This is a genomic window from Micromonospora sp. NPDC050686, assembly GCF_040654475.1.
Classification (GTDB): domain Bacteria; phylum Actinomycetota; class Actinomycetes; order Mycobacteriales; family Micromonosporaceae; genus Micromonospora.
This window is the reverse complement of sequence record NZ_JBFAID010000029.1, coordinates 1-20,035: the sequence shown is the minus strand read 5'-3', so window position 1 is coordinate 20,035 and position 20,035 is coordinate 1. Positions and strand designations below refer to the sequence as shown.

The following is a 20,035-nucleotide window of genomic DNA, read 5'->3' as shown; positions in this document are numbered from 1 at the left end:
CGACGTGAAGCGTGACCTCACTGATCTCGCGTTGTTCGGTGGACGCCCGGCGCTGTTGCATCCGCTGCACACCAACCAGCCCAACACCGTCGACCGGACCCGGTTGTTCGACCGGCTGACCTGGGCGCTCGACAACCAGTGGCTGTCCAACGGCGGACCGCTGGTGCGGGAGTTCGAGGACCGCGTCGCCGAGCTGGCCGGTGTCCGCAACTGCGTCGCCACCTGCAACGCCACGACGGCCCTGCAACTCCTGATGCGCGCCGCGGACCTGTCGGGCGAGGTGATCGTGCCGTCGCTGACGTTCGCGGCGACGGCACATGCCGCCCGCTGGCTCGGCCTGGAACCGGTGTTCTGCGACATCGATCCCGCCACCGGCTGCCTCGACCCCGAGCGGGTGGCCGAGGCGATCACCCCGCGGACGTCCGCCGTCATCGGCGTGCACCTGTGGGGGCGGCCGTGCGCGGTGCACCAGCTGGGCAAGGTGGCCGCCAACCACGGCATTCCGGCCTTCTACGACGCCGCGCACGCCATCGGCTGCACGTCCGACGGCCGCCCGGTCGGCGGCTTCGGCGTCGCCGAGGTCTTCAGCTTTCACGCGACGAAGGTGGTCAACGCCTTCGAGGGCGGCGCGATCGTCACCGACGACGACGAGTTCGCCGACCGCGTTCGCGCGCTGCACAACTTCGGCAAGGGGCTCGCCGCGATCAGCGAGGCGGGCGGCACGAACGGCAAGATGAGCGAGGCCTCGGCCGCCATGGGCCTGACCTCTCTCGACACGTTCGACGACACGGTCCAGCACAACCGGGCCAACTACGACGCCTACCATGCCGAGCTCGCCGACCTCGACGGCATCACCTTCTTCGCGCACGACGTCGAGGAACGCCACAACTTCCAGTACGTGATCGTGGAGGTCGACGAGGAGACGACGGGGCTGGACCGAGACCTGCTACTCGACGTCCTGCACGCGGAGCACGTCATGGCGCTGCGCCCGATCGGATCTCCCGCGTGCCACCAGCTCGAGCCCTACCGGTCCGGGCGACCGGTGAGCCTGCCGCACACCGAGCGGCTGGTCGCGCGGGTCATCTCCCTGCCCAGCGGCACGACGGTGAACCGGGAGCAGATCCGCCGGATCTGCTCGATCATCCGGTTCGCGGTGGCACACGGCGCCGCCGTGACCGCCCGCCGTCGGCAGGGCTAGCCGAACTCGACGAAAGGCCGGCAATGACCGACGTAGCGCATGGCCGAACGGCCACGTACCCGGATCCGCCGACGGTGGACCCGGCGGACCCCTCCGCCGCTCACCTGGCCCGGCTGGTCCAGCGGTACGGCCGCAGTCCGTTCACGCCCCTGGAGACCGTCCGCCACGAGCTGGGGGTCGACCGGGACACCTTCGCCCGCCTGCTGGCCACCGTGCGGCGGCGGCCGGACCTGCGTGCGGCGGTCACCTCCGGCCCGTCCGGGCAGTACTGGACGAAGACGATCCTGCCGCTGGAGCGCGACGGCGTCCTCGACAACGTGCTGGCCCGGAAGGTCGTCTATCCGCACATCATCGCCCTGTACCCGGGCCCGACGTGCATGTTCCGCTGTCACTTCTGCGTCCGGGTGACCGGGGCCCGCTACCAGCAGTCGGCGCTCGCGGACGGCAACGCCATGTTCGCCTCGGTGATCGACGAGGTACCGCCGGACAATCCGTTCGCGATGTACGTCTCGGGCGGTCTGGAACCGCTCACCAATCCGGGCCTGGGCGAGCTGGTCAGCCGCGCCGCCGGACGCGGGTTCAAGCTCGTCCTCTACTCCAACTCCTTCGCGCTGACCGAGCAGACCCTGTCCCGCCAGCCGGGCCTGTGGGACCTGCACGGCCTGCGCACCTCGCTCTACGGGCTCACCGACGAGGAGTACGAGGAGACCACGGGCAAGCGGGCCGCCTTCGGCCGGGTGAAGGACAACCTGCTCCGCTTCCAGCGGCTGCGCGCCGACCGGGACCGTCCGGTGCGGCTCGGCTTCAGCTACCTCGTGCTGCCCGGTCGGGCCCGGCGGCTGCTGCACCTGGTCGACTTCATCGCCGAGCTCAACGCGGCGGCGCCGGACTACCCCATCGACTTCCTGGACCTGCGGGAGGACTACAGCGGTCGCCCGGACGGCAAGCTGTCCGCGGCGGAGCGCGCCGAGCTCCAGGACGCGCTGGGCGCCTTCGCCGACCGGGTGGCCGAGCGGACGCCCACGTTGCGGGTCGACTACGGATACGCGCTGCAGGGCCTGAAGGCGGGCATCGAGTCCGAGCTCATCCGGGTCGACCCGGCCGGCATGCGACCGACAGCCCACATCCAGGCCGGCGTGCAGATCGACGTACTCGGCGACGTCTACCTCTACCGCGAGGCCGGGTTCCCGGGCCTGCCCGGGGCGCAGCGCTACATCGCCGGTCGGGTCGGTCCCGGCCGGAGCCTGGCGCAGGTGGTCGAGGAGTACGTGCACAGCGGCGCCGGCGTCGCCGCGGTCCCCGGCGACGAGTACTTCATGGACGGCTTCGACCAGGTGCTGACGGCCCGGTTGAGCCAGCTCGAGGCCGACATCGCGGCCGGCTGGCGGGACTTCCGGGGGTTCCTGCGGTGACCCGGCCGGCGGTGGCCGCGCTGGCCGCCGCCGACCGGTCCGGTCGAGTGCCCTACAGCGGGCCGCGACCGGCCCGCAGGAGCAGCAGTGCCAGCTGCACGCCCTCGCTGCCGATGCCCTCACGGAAGCGCCGGAGCACCTGCTGCTCCCGGCTCAGCACCAGCCGGGTGCCGCCGGCGGCGAGCCGGGCGGCGCCGATGCGCCCGGACAGCCGGGCCCGCTCCCGCCACAGCGACATCATCGCCTGGTCGATCTCGTCGATCCGCTGCCGCATGCCGCCGATGTCCCCGTCTCCGGTCGCGTCGAGCGTGCCGCGCCGAACCTTCGTCTGAGTCATGTCATTCATCGAGTGCCCCTTCGCGAAAACCGCCCGAATGAAGGCCGCACTAGCCCCCGCAGAAGGCAGTTGTGACTTAGTCAGAGAAACGCACGTCGCCAGATTCGTCCGGCCGGGCGCGCACCGGCATCTTCCGTAGTGCTGCGCTTTCCCAATCAATTCTTCACCCTTGCTGCCCTTGCCCTCGCCGCCGTTCTTGCGGCGGTGAAAGGCCGATACTGGCAATTCCAGGGGAAGGGAGATCCCATGATCGCCGGTCGGGTCGCGGCCTCCGCCGTGCAACGTCAGGTCCGTCACGTCGCGCCCGTTCCGACGGCGACCGCAACCGGCCTGGTCGGCAGGGCGTACGCCCAGGTCGCCGAGGAGATGCGGCTGGTCGTCCCGCCGGCCATGATGCATTCACCGTCGCCGCGGGCGCTCGCCGCCTACTGGATGCTGGTGCGCGAGTCGCTGCTGGTCAGCGGGGCCGCGGACCGGGCCAGCAAGGAGGCCGCGGCCGCGGCGGTCTCGGTCGCGACGATCTGCCAGTACTGCGTGGACATGCACTCGGTGAGCATGTACGAGCTGACCGGCGAGCACGACGCCGAGCGGCTGGCCGCCGACCGGGTCGACGACATGCGGTCCCCCGGCATCCGGGAGATCAGCGCCTGGGCCCGTACCGCGCACGAGGCGCCAGGCGGCCGGCCCGTCCCCTCCTGGCTCACCCCGGCGCAGCGGGCCGAACTCGTGGGCACCGTGGTGAGCATGCACTACCTGACCCGGGCGGTGAACGTCTTCCTGTCCAACTTCCTGCTGCCGCCGGGCGTCACGGGGCGGGCCCGACGCCGCATGAAGCAGGGCATCGGCCGGCTGTTGCGCGCGTCGCTGCACGCCCGCCGGGAGCCGGGCCTCTCCCTCGACCTGCTGCCGGCCGCCCCGCTGCCCTCCGACGCCGGCTGGGCCGCGGCCAACCCGGGGATCGCCGGCGCGATGGCCCGGGCGCACGCGACGTTCGACGCGGCCGGTCGGCAGTGGCTCTCGCCGGCAGTCCGCGCCGTCGTGCACGACCACCTGGACCGGTGGCGTGGCGAGGAGACCGGGATCTCAACGGCGTGGTGCGACGACGCGCTGGCCGGCCTCGGACCCCGCAACCAGGCGACCGCACGGATAGCGCTGCTCACCGCCGTGTCGTCGCACCAGGTCGGCGACGACGCCATCGCCGAGTTCCGCCGGTACCTGCCCGCCGACGAGGCACTCGTCGAGGTGGTCGGTTGGGCCGCCTTCGAGGCCGCCCGGCGGATCGGCGCCCGGCAGCGGGTCGCCGCGGACGGCGCACGACAGGAGACGCGTACCTGAGGCGTTTCGGCACACGATGAAGTGGTCCTCGGGAATGTCAGGAGCGCCAATATGTCCACACTGCTCGGATCCCTGCGCCGACTCGTGCTGAGCCCGTCGCTGACCGACGTGAGCTTCGCGACCCGCGGCTTCCCGGTGACCCCGACCGACGCCACCCGAGCACTGGAGGCCATCCCGCAGGCGGTGGTCTGCGGCTTCGAGTGGGGCATCGACTTCCGCCGGCTGGCCGACCTCACCCGGCGGCTGGACATGGTGGACGCCGAGCTGCGCGGTTTCGCCTACGAGGGGGCGACGATGGCGCTGACCGTACGGGACGCGATGGCCGCCGGTCGCGGAAGGCGGACGCGCGAGCTGCTCACCGGTCCCGGGCGCCCGCACACGTTCCTGACGTACATCGGGATCGGCTTCGCCATGGCGCGGCTGCCGCGACCGCTGTGGCGCGGGGTGCTCCCCGACCTGACCGGCGAGCCGTACCACCCGACGATGAGCTGGCTGGCCGTCGACGGGTACGGCTTCGACCGGGCGTACTTCGACACCGACGCCGTGGTGACCCGGCAGCGCCGGCTCGACCCGTACCCCTGGCAGGGCCGCGCGGACTACTTCCCGCGCGCCGTCGACCAGGGCGTCGGCCGTGCGCTGTGGTTCATCCACGGCGGCGTTCCGGACGCGGTCGGGGCCGCGGTCCGCCGCTTCGCCACCGACCGGCACGCCGACCTGTGGAGCGGGGTGGGTCTCGCGGCCACCTTCGCCGGTGGCTGCGACGAGACCGGACTCAAGGCGCTGCGCGAGGACTCCGGGGCGCACTGGCCGCACCTGGCCCAGGGCGCCGTGTTCGCGGCCAAGGCCCGGGACTTCTCCGGCTACGTCGCCGAGCACACCCGCAGCGCGCTGCACGTACTGGCCGAGCTGTCGGTGCCCGCGGCGTCCGCGCTGGCCGACGACGTCAGCCTGACCACGACCAGCTCCGGCGAACCCGATTACGAGTCCTGGCGGCGACAGGTCCGCCAGCACCTCGACCGGCCCTGAGACCGAACACCGACCACTGGTTGGAGGCCCGAATGCAGAAGTGGCACGCGCTACGACGACGAATCCTGACCCCGGACGTCGCCGAGACGAGCGTCGCCGTACGGGGATTCCACGTGAAGTCGCCGGCGGCGGTGGAGCGGCTGGAGACGGTCGGCCGGTCCTTCCTCGCCGGCTACGGGGCCGCGGCGGCCACCGGCCGGCCGGCCGACGTCGAGGCGGAACTGGCCGCGCTCTCCGACACCTACCGCGGTTTCGCGTTCGAGGGTGCCGGCATGGCGATGGGCGTGCTGGACGGCCTGCCGGTCGGGCACGGCCACCACGTGCGGGACTTCCTGACCGGTCCGGGCGACCCGCACATCTACATGGTGTACGTCGGGGTCGGCTGGGCGATGGCCCGGCTGCCCCGGTTCCGCTGGTCCCGGCTGTACGCGCCGGACCCGCTGCTGCGCTGGCTGGTGCTCGACGGGTACGGCTTCCACCAGGCGTACTTCCACACCCGCCGGTACGTCCACGAGCACTTCCGCGAGGAGCACTTCGGCTGGCCCGTCGACGGCCCGTCCTGGCACGCCAGCCGGGTGATCGACCAGGGCATCGGCCGGGCGACGTGGTTCGTCGGCGGCGCCGACCCGGAACGCGTGGCCGCGCTGCTGAACGGGTTCCCGCCGCAGCGGCGGCCCGACCTCTACAGCGGCGCGGGGCTGGCCGCCACCTACGCCGGTGGGGTGACCCGCCAGGAGCTGGAACGGTTCGCCGAGCTGGCCGGTCCCTGCCGGGGCGCGGTCGCCCAGGGTGCCGCGTTCGCCGCGGCGGCCCGGCTGCGGGCGGGTCTGGTCGTCCCGCACAACGAGTTGGCCACCCAGGTGCTGTGCGGGAGCGACGTTGCCGGCGCGGCGGCGGTCACCGACCGCGCCCGGGAGGGCCTCACCGACACCGACGTTCCCGCTTACGCCACCTGGCGCGAGCGCATCACCGCGGCCTTCGCCGCGCACATCAGCTGACCGCCATCGTCACGAGATCGCCCGCTCTTTCGCCGACTCCGGCCGGACGTCGCAGGGCAGCTCGCCATGGAAGGAGTCACCGATCCGCATGACTAGAATCGCCCTGGTGGGTATGGCCTGCCGCTACCCGGACGCCACCAACCCGAAGGAACTGTTCGACAACGCGATCGCGGGTCGACGGGCGTTCCGGCGCCTCCCGGACGTACGGATGCGCCTGGCGGACTACTGGGACCCCGACCCTAGTACCCCGGACCGCTTCTACGCCCGCGAGGCCGCGGTCATCGACTCGTACGAGTTCGATCGGGTGGCGTACCGGGTGGCGGGCAGCACCTATCGCTCGACGGACCTGACGCACTGGCTGGCGCTGGACATCGCCGCCGGGGCGCTGGCCGACGCCGGCTTCCCGATGGCCGAGGGACTGCCCCGGGACCGCACCGGCGTGATCGTCGGCAACACGCTGACCGGTGAGTTCTCCCGCGCCAACCAGCTTCGCCTGCGCTGGCCGTACGTGCAGCGGACGGTCAGCGCGGTGCTGCGCGAACGCGGCTTCGGCGACGACGAGCTCGGCACCCTGCTGGACGACCTGGAGCGGGCCTACAAGAGCCCGTTCCCCTCGATCGACGAGGACACCCTCGCCGGTGGCCTGTCCAACACCATCGCCGGGCGGATCTGCAACCACTTCGACCTCAAGGGCGGTGGCTACACCGTCGACGGCGCCTGCTCGTCCTCCCTGCTGTCGGTGGCCACCGCCTGCAAGGCCCTGGCCGACGGGGAGCTCGACGTCGCGGTGGCCGGTGGGGTGGACCTGTCGATCGACCCGTTCGAGATCATCGGGTTCGCCAAGACGGGCGCGCTGGCCACCGGCGAGATGCGCGTCTACGACCGCGGCTCCAACGGCTTCTGGCCGGGTGAGGGCTGCGGGATGGTCGTGCTGATGCGCGAGGACGACGCCCGCCGCGGTGGGCACCGCATCTACGCCTCGGTGGCCGGCTGGGGTATCTCGTCCGACGGCAGGGGCGGCATCACCCGGCCGGAGACGCGCGGCTACCACCTCGCCCTCGACCGGGCGTACGCGCGGGCGGGGTTCGGCATCGACACCGTGTCGCTGTTCGAGGGCCACGGCACGGGCACCAAGGTCGGCGACGCCAACGAGTTGACGGCGCTGAACCAGAACCGGCTGGCCGCCGATCCGGCGGCCGCGCCGGCCGCGATCAGCTCGGTCAAAGCGATGATCGGCCACACCAAGGCCGCGGCCGGCATCGCCGGGCTGGCCAAGGCGTCGATGTCGTTGCGCAACGAGGTTCTGCCGCCGGCCATCGGCTGCGTCGACCCGCACGACATCTTCACGGCCGACCAGACCGCGCTGCGGGTCCTGCGCAAGGCGGAGCCGTGGCCGGACGGGCAGCCGCTGCGGGCCGGCGTGACCGCGATGGGCTTCGGCGGCATCAACACCCACCTCGTCCTCGACAACGGCGAGCCGGACCGCCGGGTGCGCTACGGGACCCGGATCCACGCCATCGCGGCCGGGGCGCAGGATGCCGAGCTGCTGGTGTTCGACGCGCTGACCCCGCAGGAGCTGCGGCAACGGATCGACCGGACGGCCCGGTTCGTGCCGGGGGTCAGCTACGCCCAGCTCAGCGACCTCGCCGCGACGTTGCACGGCGAGCTGCGCGACCTCGCCTGGCGGGCCGCGGTGGTGGTCCGGTCGCCGAGCGAGGCGAGCGAACGCCTGGCCGCGGTGCTGGCCGCGATCGACGCCGGTGAGACGTGGCTGCACGCCGACGAGGGCCGGACGTCCTTCGGGCAGGTCCGCGAGGGCCGCATCGGCTTCCTGTTCCCCGGTCAGGGATCCGGGCGTGGGGTCAGCGGCGGCGCCCTGCGTCGCCGCTTCGCCGAGGTGGACGAGGTCTACCGGCGGGCCGCCCTGCCGGCCGGCGGCGACACCGTCGCCACCCAGGTGGCCCAGCCACGCATCGTCACCGGCTCGATCGCCGGGCAGCGGGTGCTCAGCACGCTCGGCATCGAGGCGCAGGTCGCCGTCGGGCACAGCCTGGGCGAGCTGTCCGCGCTGCACTGGGCCGGCGCGATGGACGCCGAGGCGCTGCTGCGGCTGGCCGAGCGGCGGGGCCGCGCGATGGCCGAGCACAGCTCTTCGGGCACCATGGCGAGCCTGGCCACGGGCACGGCGGAGGCGGAGCAGCTGATCGCCGGGTTGCCGCTGGCCGTCGCCGGCCACAACGGCCCGGCGCAGACCGTCGTCGCCGGCACCGCGGAGGCGATCGAGGAGGCCTGCCGACGCGCGGAGGAGGCGTCGGTCGGCGCCGCCCGACTGGCCGTCTCCCACGCCTTCCACTCCCCGCTGGTCGCCGACGCGGCCGGGGCGTTCGGCGAGGTGCTCCGCGAGGAGCGGTTCGACCCGGTGCGCGGAAAGATCGTCTCGACCGTCACCGGCGAGCCGCTCGGCCCCGAGACCGACCTGGCCGGGCTGCTCGAGCGGCAGATCACCGAACCGGTGTTGTTCGCCGACGCCGTCGCGCTGGCCGCGAAGGACGTCGACCTCTTCGTCGAGGTCGGCCCGGGCCGGGTGCTGAGCGGGTTGGCCCGGGCCGTGGCCGACGTGCCCGCGGTCGCGCTGGACACCGACGACGAGTCGTCGGCCGGTCTACTCCGGGTGCTCGCCGCCGCGTTCGTCGTGGGCGCCACCACCATCGAGCCCCTGCTCTTCCACGGCCGCCTGCTGCGCCCCCTCGCGGTGGGCGCCACCTTCGGCTTCTTCTCCAGCCCGTGCGAGCAGGCGCCCGAGGTGCCGGCGCACCGGTCGGGCGGCCCGAGCGGTGCCGAGCCGGCGCCGTCCGGCCCGGCCGACGAGGCGCGGGCCGCGCGCGGTGACGAGGCGGTGCCCGAGCTGCTGCGGCGGATCGCCGCCGAACGGGCCGAGTTGCCGGTGGACCTGGTCACCATGAACAGTCGCCTGCTCGACGACCTGCACCTGAGCTCGATCACCGTGGGTCAGGTGGTCAACACGGTGGCCCAGCGGATCGGGATCGAGCCGAGCGTGACCCCGACCAACTTCGCCACCGCGACTCTCGGCGAGTTGGCCGAGACCCTTGAGGGGCTGCGCGGCTCGACGGAGGCGGACGCGCCGACGGCGGCGCCGGTGGTGACCGGCGCGGCCGACTGGGTCCGGGCCTGGCGGATCGACCTCGACGAGCGCGCGGCGCCGGAGGCCGCCGGGTCCGAGGAGCGCGGCGCCTGGAAGGTGTACGCGCCCAGCGGGGAGGGCTTCGCCGGGGCGCTCCGCTCGGCGCTCGAGGGGGCCGGGGTCGGCACCGGCATCCTCGTCGTGCTGCCGGCGGACTGCACCGAGGCCGACCTGGCCATGGCGCTGACCGGCGCCCGGACCGCGGCGACCGAGGCGGACGGCGGACGGTTCGTGCTCGTCCAGCACGGCCGCGGCGCCGCCGGCCTGGCGAAGACCCTGCGCCTGGAGGCACCGGGGGTACGCACCACCGTGGTGCACACCGCCCCGGAGCCGGGGGCGGTGAACCGGATCGTCGCGGACGTCGCGGCCACCACCGGATTCTCGGAGGTCTGGTACGCCGCCGACGGGACCCGGCGGGTGCCGGTGCTGCGGCCACTGCCGATCCGGGCCGGGCGTACCGAGGCGGTGCTGGGCGGGGACGACGTCCTGCTGGTCACCGGCGGCGGCAAGGGCATCACCGCCGAGTGCGCGCTCGCCGTCGCCGCGGACAGCGGCGCCCGGCTGGCCCTGCTCGGCCGCTCCGACCCGGCGGCCGACGCCGAGCTGACCGCCAACCTGGCCCGGTTCGCCGAGCACGACGTCACCGTCGCCTACGAGCGGGCCGACGTCACCGATCCCGTCCAGGTCAAGGCGGCGGTCGAGAAGCTCACCGAACGGCTGGGCGGACCGGTCACGGCCGTCCTGCACGGCTCCGGACGCAACGAGCCGGCGGCGCTGACCGCCGTGCACGCGGACACGCTGCGGGACACCCTCGCGCCCAAGGTCGCCGGCCTGCGGCACGTGCTGGACGCCGTCGACACGGACCGGCTGCGCCTGCTCGTGGCGCTGGGCAGCATCATCGGCCGGGCCGGCCTGCGCGGCGAGGCGCACTACTCGGTCGCCAACGAGTGGCTGGAGGACCTGGTCACCCGCTTCGGCGCCGAGCACCCCGGGTGCCGCACGCTCGTCCTCGAATGGTCGGTCTGGTCCGGTGTCGGCATGGGCGAGCGGCTGTCGGTCGTCGAGGGGTTGAACCGCCAGGGCATCACCCCGATCACGCCGGACCAAGGGCTGGCGGTGCTGCGGCGGTTGCTGGCCGACCCGGAGACGCCGTCCACGGTGGTCATCAGCGGGCGTACCGGCGAGATCGACACCGTCGAGCGGGACAGTGGGCCGTTGCCGCTGCTGCGTTTCGTGGATCGGCCGCTGGTGCGCTACCACGGCGTCGAGCTGGTCGTCGAGACCGAGCTGAACGCCGGCACCGATCCGTACCTGACCGACCACCTGCTCGACGGCAACCTGCTCTTCCCCGCCGTGCTGGGCATGGAGGCGATGACGCAGGTCACCGCCGCGCTGACCGGGTGGACCGAGCCGCCGACGATCACCGACGCGGTGTTCGACCGGCCGATCGTCGTGCCGCCGGACGGGTCCGTCACCATCCGCATCGCCGCGGTACGCACCGACGACGACGCGGTGGACGTGGTCATCCGCAGCGCCGAGACGGGGTTCACGGCCGACCACTTCCGGGCCCGGCTGCGCCGCTCCGACGAGGGCACCGCCGACGGGCCGCCCGAGCAGGTGGCGGACGACCTGCCGCCGGTGCCGCTCGACCCGGCCGCCGAACTCTACGGCGATCTGTTGTTCCAGGGCGACCGGTTCCAGCGGCTGCGGGGTTACCGACGGGCCGCGGCCCGCGACGTGGACGCGGTGGTCGAGGCGCTCCCCCGGACCGGCTGGTTCGCCGGTTTCCTCCCCGGTGAGCTGCTGCTCGGCGATCCGGGCGTGCGGGACGCGCTGATGCACGGCAACCAGGTCTGCGTGCCGGACGCCACGCTGCTGCCGGTGCGCATCGACCGGATTCAGCCGGCCGGCGACCGGCTGTCGCACGAGGGTGAACTGCGCTTCTGCGCGACCGAGCGCAGCCGCGACGGCGACACCTACGTCTACGACATCGCGCTGCGCGACGCGACCGGCTCGGTCGTCGAACGCTGGTCCGGCCTGCACCTGCGCGCGGTGCGCAAGCGGGACGGCCGGGGTCCGTGGCCGCCGGCGCTGCTCGGCTCCTATCTGGAGCGGGGCCTCGGCGACGTGGCGGGGATCCGGACGGCGGTCGTGGTGGAGCCGGACGACCCGGGCGACGAAACGGGCGACGAGGTCACCATGCGACGCCGGCGCACCACCCGGGCGGCCGGCCGGGCGCTCGGCCAGCCGGTCGAGGTGCGGCATCGCGCCGACGGGCGGCCCGAGATCGCCGGCCGGTCGATCAGCGCGGCCCACGGTGCCGGGCTCACGCTCGCGGTGGTCGGCACCGGCGTGCTCGGCTGTGACCTCGAACCGGTCGCGCCCCGGCCCGCGCAGGCGTGGCAGCAGCTGCTCGGGCGTCACCAGGCGCTGGCCGACCAGATCGCGGCGGCCCACGCCGAGTCGCCCGACCTGGCCGGCACCCGGGTCTGGGCGGCCACGGAGTGCCTGCGCAAGGCCGGGTTCTCGGCCGACGCGCCAATCATGCTCGGCTCGGCCGACCGGCCCGGCTGGGTGGTCCTGACCTCCGGCGAGGCCCGCATCGGTGTGCTGGCGACGACCGTGCGCGGTGACGGGTCCGACTCGCCGGTGGTGTTCGCAGTACTCGCGGAATGAGTGGGTGACATGAACGACTACTTCGAGTACCGACACGTCGTGGGGTTCGAGGAGACCAACCTGGTCGGCAACGTCTACTACGTCAACTACCTGCGCTGGCAGGGCCGGGCCCGGGAGCTGTTCCTCAAGGAGCGGGCCCCCGAGGTGCTGGCCGACCTGCGGGACGACCTCAAGCTCTTCACGCTCAAGGTGGACTGCGAGTTCTACGCCGAGATCACCGCCTTCGACGAGGTCTCGATCCGGATGCGGCTGCTGGAACTGGGCCAGACCCAGCTCCAGTTCGGCTTCGACTACGTACGGCTGGACGCCGGCGGCGGCGAGACGCTGGTGGCCCGGGGCATGCAGCGGGTGGCGTGCATGCGCGGCCCGAACACACGGACCGCGCCGGCGCGGGTGCCGGACCCGCTCGTGCGGGCGCTCGAGCCGTACACCCACCTGCCGGTGCGGGCGCGGTCATGACCAGCGTGCGGGCCGGCATGCCGATGAGCCAGGTGCAGGACACGACGCTGCTGCGGCGGACGTTCGGCGCCTTCTGCACCGGCGTCACCGTGCTCACCGTCGGCGGGGAGCAGCCGCGGGGCATGACGGCGAACAGCTTCACCGCGGTGTCGCTCGACCCGGCTCTCGTGCTCGTCTGCGTCGCGCGGGACGCCCTCATGCACGAGGCGCTGCTGCGGGCCGACGCGTTCGGCATCTCGGTGCTGAGCGCCGGCCAGGAGCGGGTGGCCCGGCACTTCGCGGGCCGGCGGCCACTCGGCGCCGAGCAGTTCGCGTTCGTCGACTGCGAGACCGGCGAGCGGTCCGGCGCCCCGTTGATCGCGGGCGCCGCGGCGCACCTGGAGTGCGCGCTGTGGAACACCTACGACGGCGGCGACCACACCATCTTCGTCGGCCGGCTACTGGCCGTGTCGGGGAGCGAGGACGACGTCCTGATCTTCCTGCGCGGCTGTTTCGGGAGGGCATGATGGCCATCACCACGACGACGTCCACCGCCCGGACCCCGCCGGGCCCCTCCCGCGCGGCCGCCCTCAGCATGCTGCTGTTGCTGAACCGGGACCGGCTGGCCATGATGACCGGCGCGGCGCGGCGCTACGGTGACGCGTCCCGCCTGCCGGTGGGGCACAAGACGCTCTACTTCTTCAACAATCCGGCGCACGCCAAGCACGTGCTGGCCGACAACGCGGCGAACTACCACAAGGGGATCGGTCTCGTGCACGCCCGGCGGGCGCTGGGCGACGGCCTGCTGACCAGCGAGGGCGACCTGTGGCGGGAGCAGCGCAAAATCATCCAGCCGGCGTTCCAGAGCCGGCGGGTCGCCCAGCAGGCCGACGCGATCGCGGTCGAGGGGTCCCGCCTGGTCGACCGGCTGCACGCTCGGATCGGCACGGGACCGGTGAACCTGGTTGACGAGCTCACCTCGCTGACGCTGGGCGTGCTCGGGCGTACGCTGCTCGACGTCGACCTGCACGCGTTCGCCGGCATCGGCCGTGACTTCGCCGCCGTGCAGGACCAGGCGATGTTCGAGCTGGCCACACTCAGCATGGTGCCGATGTGGATTCCGCTGCCGCATCAGCTGCGTTTCCGACAGGCGCGGCGGCGGCTGGGGCGGGTGGTCGGCCGGCTGGTGGCCGAGTCGCGGGGACGGGCCGACGGCACCGACGACCTGCTGTCGCGGCTCGTCGAATCGACCGGCCGGGAGGCTGATCCGCGGGTCGGGCAGGCCCGCCTGCGCGACGAACTCGTCACGCTGCTGCTGGCCGGGCACGAGACGACGGCCAGCACGCTGAGCTGGGCCCTGCACCTTCTCGACCGGCACCCGCAGGTGTGGGAACGGGTGCACGCGGAGGCGGTCGGCGCGCTCGGCGACCGGCGGCCCGGCTACTCGGATCTGTCCCGGCTCCCCTACACCAACGCGCTGATACAGGAGGCCATGCGCCTGTACCCGCCGGTGTGGCTGCTGCCCCGGATCGCGGTGCACGAGGACGTCGTCGGCGGCTACCGGGTGCCGGCCGGGGCGGACGTGCTGATCTCGCCGTACACGCTGCACCGCGACTCGCGGTTCTGGGATCGGCCGGACCGCTTCGATCCGGACCGGTTCGCCCCCGGCGCGAGCACCGACCGGCCGCGCTATGCCTACATCCCGTTCGGCGCCGGCCCCCGGTTCTGCGTCGGCAACCACCTCGGCATGCTGGAGGCGGTCCTCGTGCTCGCCATGATCTGCCGGGACCTCCGCCTGGCCGGCCTGCCCGGCCGGCCGGTGGTCGCCGAGCCCATGCTCTCGCTGCGCATCCGCGGCGGCCTGCCGGTGACCGTGCATCCCGCCTGAGGCGGCCCGGGCGGCCGGAAGATCCCGCCGAGAGCGCATCGCACGAGAAGCAAACATCCCCCCGGCGGGCTGACGATGAGAGGGACCGCCGCCGGTGTCCGCTCCCGGGCCGGTCAGCTCTCCGAAATCCGCGCCCTGACGGTCATGCGCGTCCATCTGAAGGGGGAATCTTGCCAACGCAACCCGCCGGACTCGTACGCCGGCTACTGCCCTCGATTTTCGTTCTCGTGCTGGTCGGCGCGCTGTACGTGGTGTCGCAGCCCCCCTCGGCCTCGGCGGAGCAGCGCGCGGAGATCGCGTCCCGTTACCGGTTCACCGAGCTGCCCATCGCGCTGCCCCCGGGCCTCGCGCACCGCACCGTAAGGCCGGTGAACCGGGACTACGAGCACATCCGCGCGTGGGTCTCGTCGGTCGGCGCGGCCATCGCGGTCAACGACCTCACCGGCGCGGGCGTCGCGCAGGACCTGTGCCTGGTCGACACGCGCAGCGACTCGGTCGTCGTCACCCCGGTCCCCGGCACCGGTGACCGCTACCAGCCCTTCGTGCTCGACCCGGCGCCGCTGCCCACCGGCCCGGGTGTCGCGCCGATGGGCTGCAACCCGGGCGACTTCAACCAGGACGGCCGGATGGACCTGCTCACCTACTACTGGGGACGGACACCCATCCTCTTCCTCAACAAGCAGACCACCCCGGGCGGGCTGAGCAAGGCCAGCTACCAGCCGACGGAACTGGTGCCGCAGGCGCCGTCGTCCGACGGCACCTACCACGGTCCACTCTGGAACACCAACGCCGTGGCGGTGGCCGACTTCGACGGCGACGGCGGCCCGGACATCGGCGTCTTCAACTACTTCCCGGACAGCGGCGTGCTCGACCCCGACTCGCCGGCCAACGTCGAGATGAACCACTCGATGTCCCGGGCCGAGAACGGCGGTGGCGCGCACATCCTGCGCTGGACCGCCGCCACCGGCGGGGACCAGCCCTCGGCGAGCTACCAGGAACAAGCGGGGGCCATCGACCCGCGACTGGCCACCGGGTGGACGTTGGGCTCCGCCTCGGCCGACCTCGACGGCGACCTGCTGCCCGAGCTGTACCTGGCCAACGACTTCGGCAACGACCGCCTGCTGCACAACGTGTCCACGGTCGGCCGGATCAAGTTCTCCGGCACCTCCGGCCGCCGCGGCGTGGCGACGCCCAAGTCGATGGTGCTGGGCCACGACTCCTTCAAGGGCATGTCGGTGGACTTCGGCGACCTGACCGGCACCGGGCGCTTCGACATGTTCGTCAGCAACATCACCACCTCGTGGGGCATCGAGGAGAGCAACTTCCTGTGGAAGAACACCTCGACCTCCGCACGGGACGCCCGGGCGAAGCTCAGCTCCGGGGTGGCCCCGTTCGACCAGAAGGCGGCCGACTACCACATGGCGTTCACCGGCTGGGGCTGGGACACGAAGATGGCCGACTTCGACAACAGCGGCCACCCCGCGGTCGTGCAGGCCGCCGGCTTCGTCAAGGGCAGCATCAACCGCTGGCCCTGGCTGCAGGAGCTGGCGATGGGCAACGACCTCATGCTGCAGAACCCCGGCATGTGGCCCAACGCCGAGCCCGGCGACGACATCTCCGGCCACGAGACACTGGCGTTCTGGGCCCGCGACCGGGACGGCAAGTACCTCAACATCAGCAACGACCTCGGCCTGGCCGTCCCGGTGCCCACCCGGGGCGTGGCGGTCGGTGACACCAACGGCGACGGCGGCCAGGACTTCGCCGTGGCCCGCCAGTGGGACTCCCCCGCCTACTACCGCAACGACAACCCGGGCCAGGGCGCCTTCGTCGGCCTGCGGCTGCACCGCCCGGCGCGCGGCGACGCCACCGGCGCCGCGACCACCCCGGCGTACGGCGCCCAGGTCCGCCTGACCACGGCGGACGGGCGTACCCAACTGGCCCAGCTCGACGGCGGCGGCGGCCACAGCGGCCGGCGCAGCTTCGACGTGTTCTTCGGGCTCGGCGCGAACGGCGACAAGCCGGTCAAGGCCGAGATCAGCTGGCGCGACCTCGACGGCGGCCGGCATGTCCAGACGCTCGACGTGACCCCGGGGTGGCACGACCTGATGCTCACCGGGCAGGCAACGGAGGTACCGGCACGATGACCGACGTAGTCCAGGAAAAGACGATCCCGGACCAGCAGGCCGCCGAGCGGGTGGCCCCGCAGTCCCCGGCGGTGACCGCCACCCGGCCGTTCCCGCCCCGGATCGACCGGACCGACCCCCGGTACAAGGCGCTGCGCAACTTCGCCATCTCGATGAGCGTCTTCAACATCCTCGGGTACACCGTGCTCGGCTTCGAGCAGCCCTGGTCGTGGCCCCTGCTCGCGCTGGCCGTCGGCTACGCCGCGGAGATCGCGATCGAGCTGGTCGCGGCCTGGTCGCAGGGCCGCCGGCCGGCCTTCGCTGGCCACGGCGCCTGGGGCATGTACACGTTCCTGCTGCCGACGCACATCACCGCGCTCGCCTGCAACATGCTGCTGTACGCCAACGTGCACTTCTGGCCCATCGCATTCGCCGTCGTGGTGGCCATCGGGCAGAAGGCCGTCTTCCGCGCACCGATCAACGGGCGGATGCGGCACTTCCTCAACCCGTCGAACTTCGGCATCACGGTGACCCTGCTGGCCTTCTCGTGGGTGAACATCGCGCCGCCGTACCACTTCACCGAGAACGTCCCGGACGCGATCCGGGTGATGGTCCCGTTCGTCATCCTGACCGCCGGCACGGTGCTCAACGCGGTGCTCACCAGGAAGGTCCTGCTCATCATGGGCTGGGCCGGTGGCTTCGTGATCCAGGCGCTGATCCGGCACTGGGTGTGGGACGTGTCGTTGTGGGGCGCGCTGGTGCCCATGACGGGTGTGGCGTTCGTGCTGTTCACCAACTACATGATCACCGACCCGGGCACGACACCGTCGAAGGGCCGGGCGATGTTCATGTTCGGCGCCTCGGTGGCCATGGTGTACGGCGTGCTCATGGTCTTCAACGTCGTCTACACGCTGTTCTTCGCGGTGACCATCGTGTGCGTCGCCCGCGGCGCCTACTGGTGGATCCGCGAGCTGCTCGACCGGCGGCGGCCGGCGGCGCTCGCGGCCGGCGTGCCGGCCCTCGCGACGGCCGGGCGGTGACCGCCGTGCAACCGAGGACGGTCGAGCTGGACGAGTGGGAGACGATGACCATCGAGGCGTTCGCCGACACGGTCATCCCGGGCGAGCGCCGGTCCCCGGACGACCGCGCGATCGCCGGCGCGGCCGAGGGCGGCGGCGCGGTGACCTCGGGCGCGCTCGCCCTCCTGACATCGGAGGAGGGCGGCTTCGCCGGGCTGCTGTCGACCCTGGTGGTCGGGCTCAACGACCACGCGCAGGCGTGGGCCGACAAGCGGGGCATCGCGCTCGACAGTGATGTCCCGCCCTTCGTCGCGCTGGGCTTCGCCGATCGCACCCGCCTCGCCGCCGAGCTGATGGGGCCCGGGCACCCGGAGCAGGAGCTCTGGGTGCCGCTGGCCATGTTCAGCTTCATGGCCTGGGACACCGGGGCCGACCGGCACACCGTGGAGGCCATCGCGGCCGGGCACCCGGGGTTGACCGCGATGGGGTTCGCGGCACCCGGGCCGGACGGCCTGTGGCGGTTCCCCGAGTTCTCGTACCGCCGCGAACTGGCGGCGGTCCATCCGCTCACCACGCCCTCGGGAGACCCGGCATGAACGCGGACAGCACGGACGTCGTGGTGATCGGCAGCGGCTTCGGCGGCGCCATTCCGGCGTATCGGCTGGCGGCCGGCGGCGCGCGGGTGACGGTGCTCGAGCGGGGGCCCTGGCTGACGGGCGCGGACTTCGACCACGACTTCGCGTTCGGCAGCGCGGCCACCCGGGCGTTCGAGTTCACCCTGGGCGACGGCATGAACGTCCTGGGCGGCAACTGTGTCGGCGGCGGCAGCGTGGTCTACTTCGCGGCCACGCCCCGCGCGCCCCGGCACACGTTCGAGCGGCAGGGCAGCATCGGCCGCCGGATGTGGCCCCGCTCGATCGACCGGACCGCGCTCGACCCGTTCTACGACATGGTGTCCGAGTCCCTGCCGGTCACCCCGCAGGGATGGGACGACGTCACCTACTCGGGCGGACTGTTCGCCGCGGCCTGCGCGCACGCCGGGCGGACCGCCAACCCGGTACCGGCGGCCATCGACGGCGAGCAGTGCACCAACTGCAACTGGATGATGTCCGGCTGCCGGTTCGACGCCAAGCGCTCACTGCTGCTGAACTACCTACCGGCCGCGGTGGCGCACGGCGCGCAGATCCGGCCGCTGCACGAGGTGCAGCGGATCACCCGCACCGACGACGGCTACCGCGTGCACTACAACACCGTGGACGAGGTGGACTACCGGGTGGTCACGGGGGGCGGCACGATCGACTGCCGGCTGGTCGTCGTGGCCGCCGGCGCGGTCGCCACCCCGGTCATCCTGCAGCGCTCCGAGGAGGACCTCGGCGAGCTGCCGCACGCCGTCGGCCGGTACTTCTCCGGCAACGGCGAGCGCCTGAACACCGCGGTCGTCGACGAGGGCAGGGCGCGCGACCTGCTCGGGCTGAGCCGCCCGGACGGGCGGGCGTACGAGGCGTACCAGATCGGCAAGGGGCCGGTCTGCGCCAGCTGGGACCGGCTCGACGGCGCCCTGCCGGAGTTCAGCCGGCACTCCCTGGAGCAGCTCTACTTCCCGCCCGGCTTCGGCACGATCCTCGCCCAGGTGGCGGACGCGGACGGGCCGAGCTGGTTCGGCGTGGACAAGAAGGAGATGCTGCGCCGCTGGCAGTCCTGGCTGACGATCTTCATCATGTCGGAGGACGACAACGAGGGTGTCTTCGGTCCACCGCCGGAGACCGGCCACGCCGACCGGGTGTCACAGCAGATGCTCAGCCGTGGGGCACTGCGCTACCGCCCCACCGAGAACACCCGGGCCGGCTGGGCACGGGCCGACGCCGACGTGCGCGACATCCTGGAACGCGACGGCCTGTCCACCGTGATGCCGTGGACCGACGACGTGATCGGCGCCTACACCGTGCATCCGCTGGCCTCCTGCCGGATCGGTGACGACCCGGACACCTCGGCGCTGGACGACCGGCACGAGCTGCGCGGCCACCCCGGCATCTTCGTCACCGACGGGTCCGCGGTGCCGGGCGCGCTGACCGTCAACCCGGCCCTGACGATCGCCGCGCTGGCCGAGCGGGCCGTGCCCGGGATCGTCGAGGCGGCCCGCGCGCGCGGCGTGCCGGTCCGCTACGTCGCCGACCCGCCCGAGCACCGGAGAAGCAGCAGTGGGTTCCGCCTGCCCGCCCATGCCTAGGCCCTGTCCTGTCGATCATGTGGGTGCGAGGCGGAGTCCAGGCGGCGGTCCGGCAAGGCGGAGGTTCGTCCGGATACCGGTGTTGCCGCCACCGAGACGCTGGCCCGCCGCGGCCAGGACGACGAGGCGCTCACCTTCAGCCTCTGGGCCCGGCAC

General features: G+C 72.8%; 14 protein-coding genes. 13 read left to right on the top strand and 1 reads right to left on the bottom strand.

Going from position 1 to position 20,035, the window contains the following annotated elements:
- Nucleotides 1-4: 4 nt before the first annotated feature.
- Both AB0H57_RS19180 and desII read left to right on the top strand, forming a co-directional pair.
- A complete protein-coding gene (locus tag AB0H57_RS19180; protein WP_357508186.1) occupies nt 5-1,198 on the top strand; it encodes a dTDP-4-dehydro-6-deoxyglucose aminotransferase in 1,194 nt (397 codons plus the stop codon).
- A 23-nt stretch (nt 1,199-1,221) separates the two neighbouring features.
- Entirely contained in the window at nt 1,222-2,610 is a 1,389-nt protein-coding gene (gene desII / locus AB0H57_RS19175) for a dTDP-4-amino-4,6-dideoxy-D-glucose ammonia-lyase (protein ID WP_357508184.1), read from the top strand.
- 52 nt (nt 2,611-2,662) lie between these two features.
- Here desII and AB0H57_RS19170 read toward each other — a convergent pair whose 3' ends face one another.
- A complete protein-coding gene (locus AB0H57_RS19170; protein WP_357508182.1) occupies nt 2,663-2,956 on the bottom strand; it encodes a chorismate mutase in 294 nt (97 codons plus the stop codon).
- Between the two features lie 237 nt (nt 2,957-3,193).
- On the opposite strand from AB0H57_RS19170, the gene AB0H57_RS19165 reads away from it, so the two are divergent.
- The 11 genes from AB0H57_RS19165 (at nt 3,194) to AB0H57_RS19115 (ending at nt 19,879) form a co-directional block, all read left to right on the top strand.
- Complete coding sequence (locus AB0H57_RS19165; protein WP_357508180.1) at nt 3,194-4,282, top strand: carboxymuconolactone decarboxylase family protein; 1,089 nt, start codon at nt 3,194-3,196, stop codon at nt 4,280-4,282.
- A gap of 51 nt (nt 4,283-4,333) precedes the next feature.
- Entirely contained in the window at nt 4,334-5,308 is a 975-nt protein-coding gene (locus tag AB0H57_RS19160; RefSeq protein ID WP_357508178.1) for a DUF1702 family protein, read from the top strand.
- A 32-nt stretch (nt 5,309-5,340) separates the two neighbouring features.
- Entirely contained in the window at nt 5,341-6,306 is a 966-nt protein-coding gene (locus AB0H57_RS19155; protein ID WP_357508176.1) for a DUF1702 family protein, read from the top strand.
- Between the two features lie 88 nt (nt 6,307-6,394).
- Nucleotides 6,395-12,184: a type I polyketide synthase gene (locus AB0H57_RS19150; protein WP_357508174.1), complete on the top strand. Its 5,790-nt coding sequence runs from the start codon at nt 6,395-6,397 to the stop codon at nt 12,182-12,184.
- 9 nt (nt 12,185-12,193) lie between these two features.
- Nucleotides 12,194-12,643: an acyl-CoA thioesterase gene (locus tag AB0H57_RS19145; RefSeq protein ID WP_357508172.1), complete on the top strand. Its 450-nt coding sequence runs from the start codon at nt 12,194-12,196 to the stop codon at nt 12,641-12,643.
- Nucleotides 12,640-13,149 carry a flavin reductase family protein gene (locus AB0H57_RS19140; protein WP_357508170.1) on the top strand — a complete coding sequence of 170 codons (510 nt, stop codon included), beginning with the start codon at nt 12,640-12,642 and terminating at the stop codon, nt 13,147-13,149. Before AB0H57_RS19145 ends, AB0H57_RS19140 begins: the two co-directional genes overlap by 4 nt.
- Nucleotides 13,150-13,154: 5 nt before the next feature.
- Nucleotides 13,155-14,510 (top strand): cytochrome P450, encoded by a 1,356-nt coding sequence (locus AB0H57_RS19135; RefSeq protein ID WP_357508266.1) that lies wholly within the window; start codon nt 13,155-13,157, stop codon nt 14,508-14,510.
- Nucleotides 14,511-14,680: 170 nt separating this feature from the next.
- Nucleotides 14,681-16,654: a CRTAC1 family protein gene (locus AB0H57_RS19130; protein WP_357508168.1), complete on the top strand. Its 1,974-nt coding sequence runs from the start codon at nt 14,681-14,683 to the stop codon at nt 16,652-16,654.
- A complete protein-coding gene (locus AB0H57_RS19125; RefSeq protein WP_357508166.1) occupies nt 16,651-17,673 on the top strand; it encodes an enediyne biosynthesis protein in 1,023 nt (340 codons plus the stop codon). The genes AB0H57_RS19130 and AB0H57_RS19125 overlap by 4 nt, the downstream gene beginning before the upstream one ends.
- 44 nt (nt 17,674-17,717) lie before the next feature.
- Nucleotides 17,718-18,248, top strand: coding sequence for a DUF5987 family protein (locus tag AB0H57_RS19120; protein ID WP_357508264.1), 531 nt, complete (start codon nt 17,718-17,720; stop codon nt 18,246-18,248).
- Nucleotides 18,245-19,879: a GMC family oxidoreductase gene (locus tag AB0H57_RS19115; RefSeq protein WP_357508164.1), complete on the top strand. Its 1,635-nt coding sequence runs from the start codon at nt 18,245-18,247 to the stop codon at nt 19,877-19,879. The genes AB0H57_RS19120 and AB0H57_RS19115 overlap by 4 nt, the downstream gene beginning before the upstream one ends.
- Nucleotides 19,880-20,035: the final 156 nt, after the last annotated feature.

Coding starts and splice junctions, on each gene's coding strand:
- desII (WP_357508184.1), top strand. CDS start 1,222: ATGACCGACGTAGCGCATGGCCGAACGGCCACGTACCCGGATCCGCCG.
- AB0H57_RS19170 (WP_357508182.1), bottom strand. CDS start 2,956: ATGAATGACATGACTCAGACGAAGGTTCGGCGCGGCACGCTCGACGCG.
- AB0H57_RS19165 (WP_357508180.1), top strand. CDS start 3,194: ATGATCGCCGGTCGGGTCGCGGCCTCCGCCGTGCAACGTCAGGTCCGT.
- AB0H57_RS19160 (WP_357508178.1), top strand. CDS start 4,334: ATGTCCACACTGCTCGGATCCCTGCGCCGACTCGTGCTGAGCCCGTCG.
- AB0H57_RS19155 (WP_357508176.1), top strand. CDS start 5,341: ATGCAGAAGTGGCACGCGCTACGACGACGAATCCTGACCCCGGACGTC.
- AB0H57_RS19150 (WP_357508174.1), top strand. CDS start 6,395: ATGACTAGAATCGCCCTGGTGGGTATGGCCTGCCGCTACCCGGACGCC.
- AB0H57_RS19145 (WP_357508172.1), top strand. CDS start 12,194: ATGAACGACTACTTCGAGTACCGACACGTCGTGGGGTTCGAGGAGACC.
- AB0H57_RS19140 (WP_357508170.1), top strand. CDS start 12,640: ATGACCAGCGTGCGGGCCGGCATGCCGATGAGCCAGGTGCAGGACACG.
- AB0H57_RS19125 (WP_357508166.1), top strand. CDS start 16,651: ATGACCGACGTAGTCCAGGAAAAGACGATCCCGGACCAGCAGGCCGCC.
- AB0H57_RS19120 (WP_357508264.1), top strand. CDS start 17,718: ATGACCATCGAGGCGTTCGCCGACACGGTCATCCCGGGCGAGCGCCGG.
- AB0H57_RS19115 (WP_357508164.1), top strand. CDS start 18,245: ATGAACGCGGACAGCACGGACGTCGTGGTGATCGGCAGCGGCTTCGGC.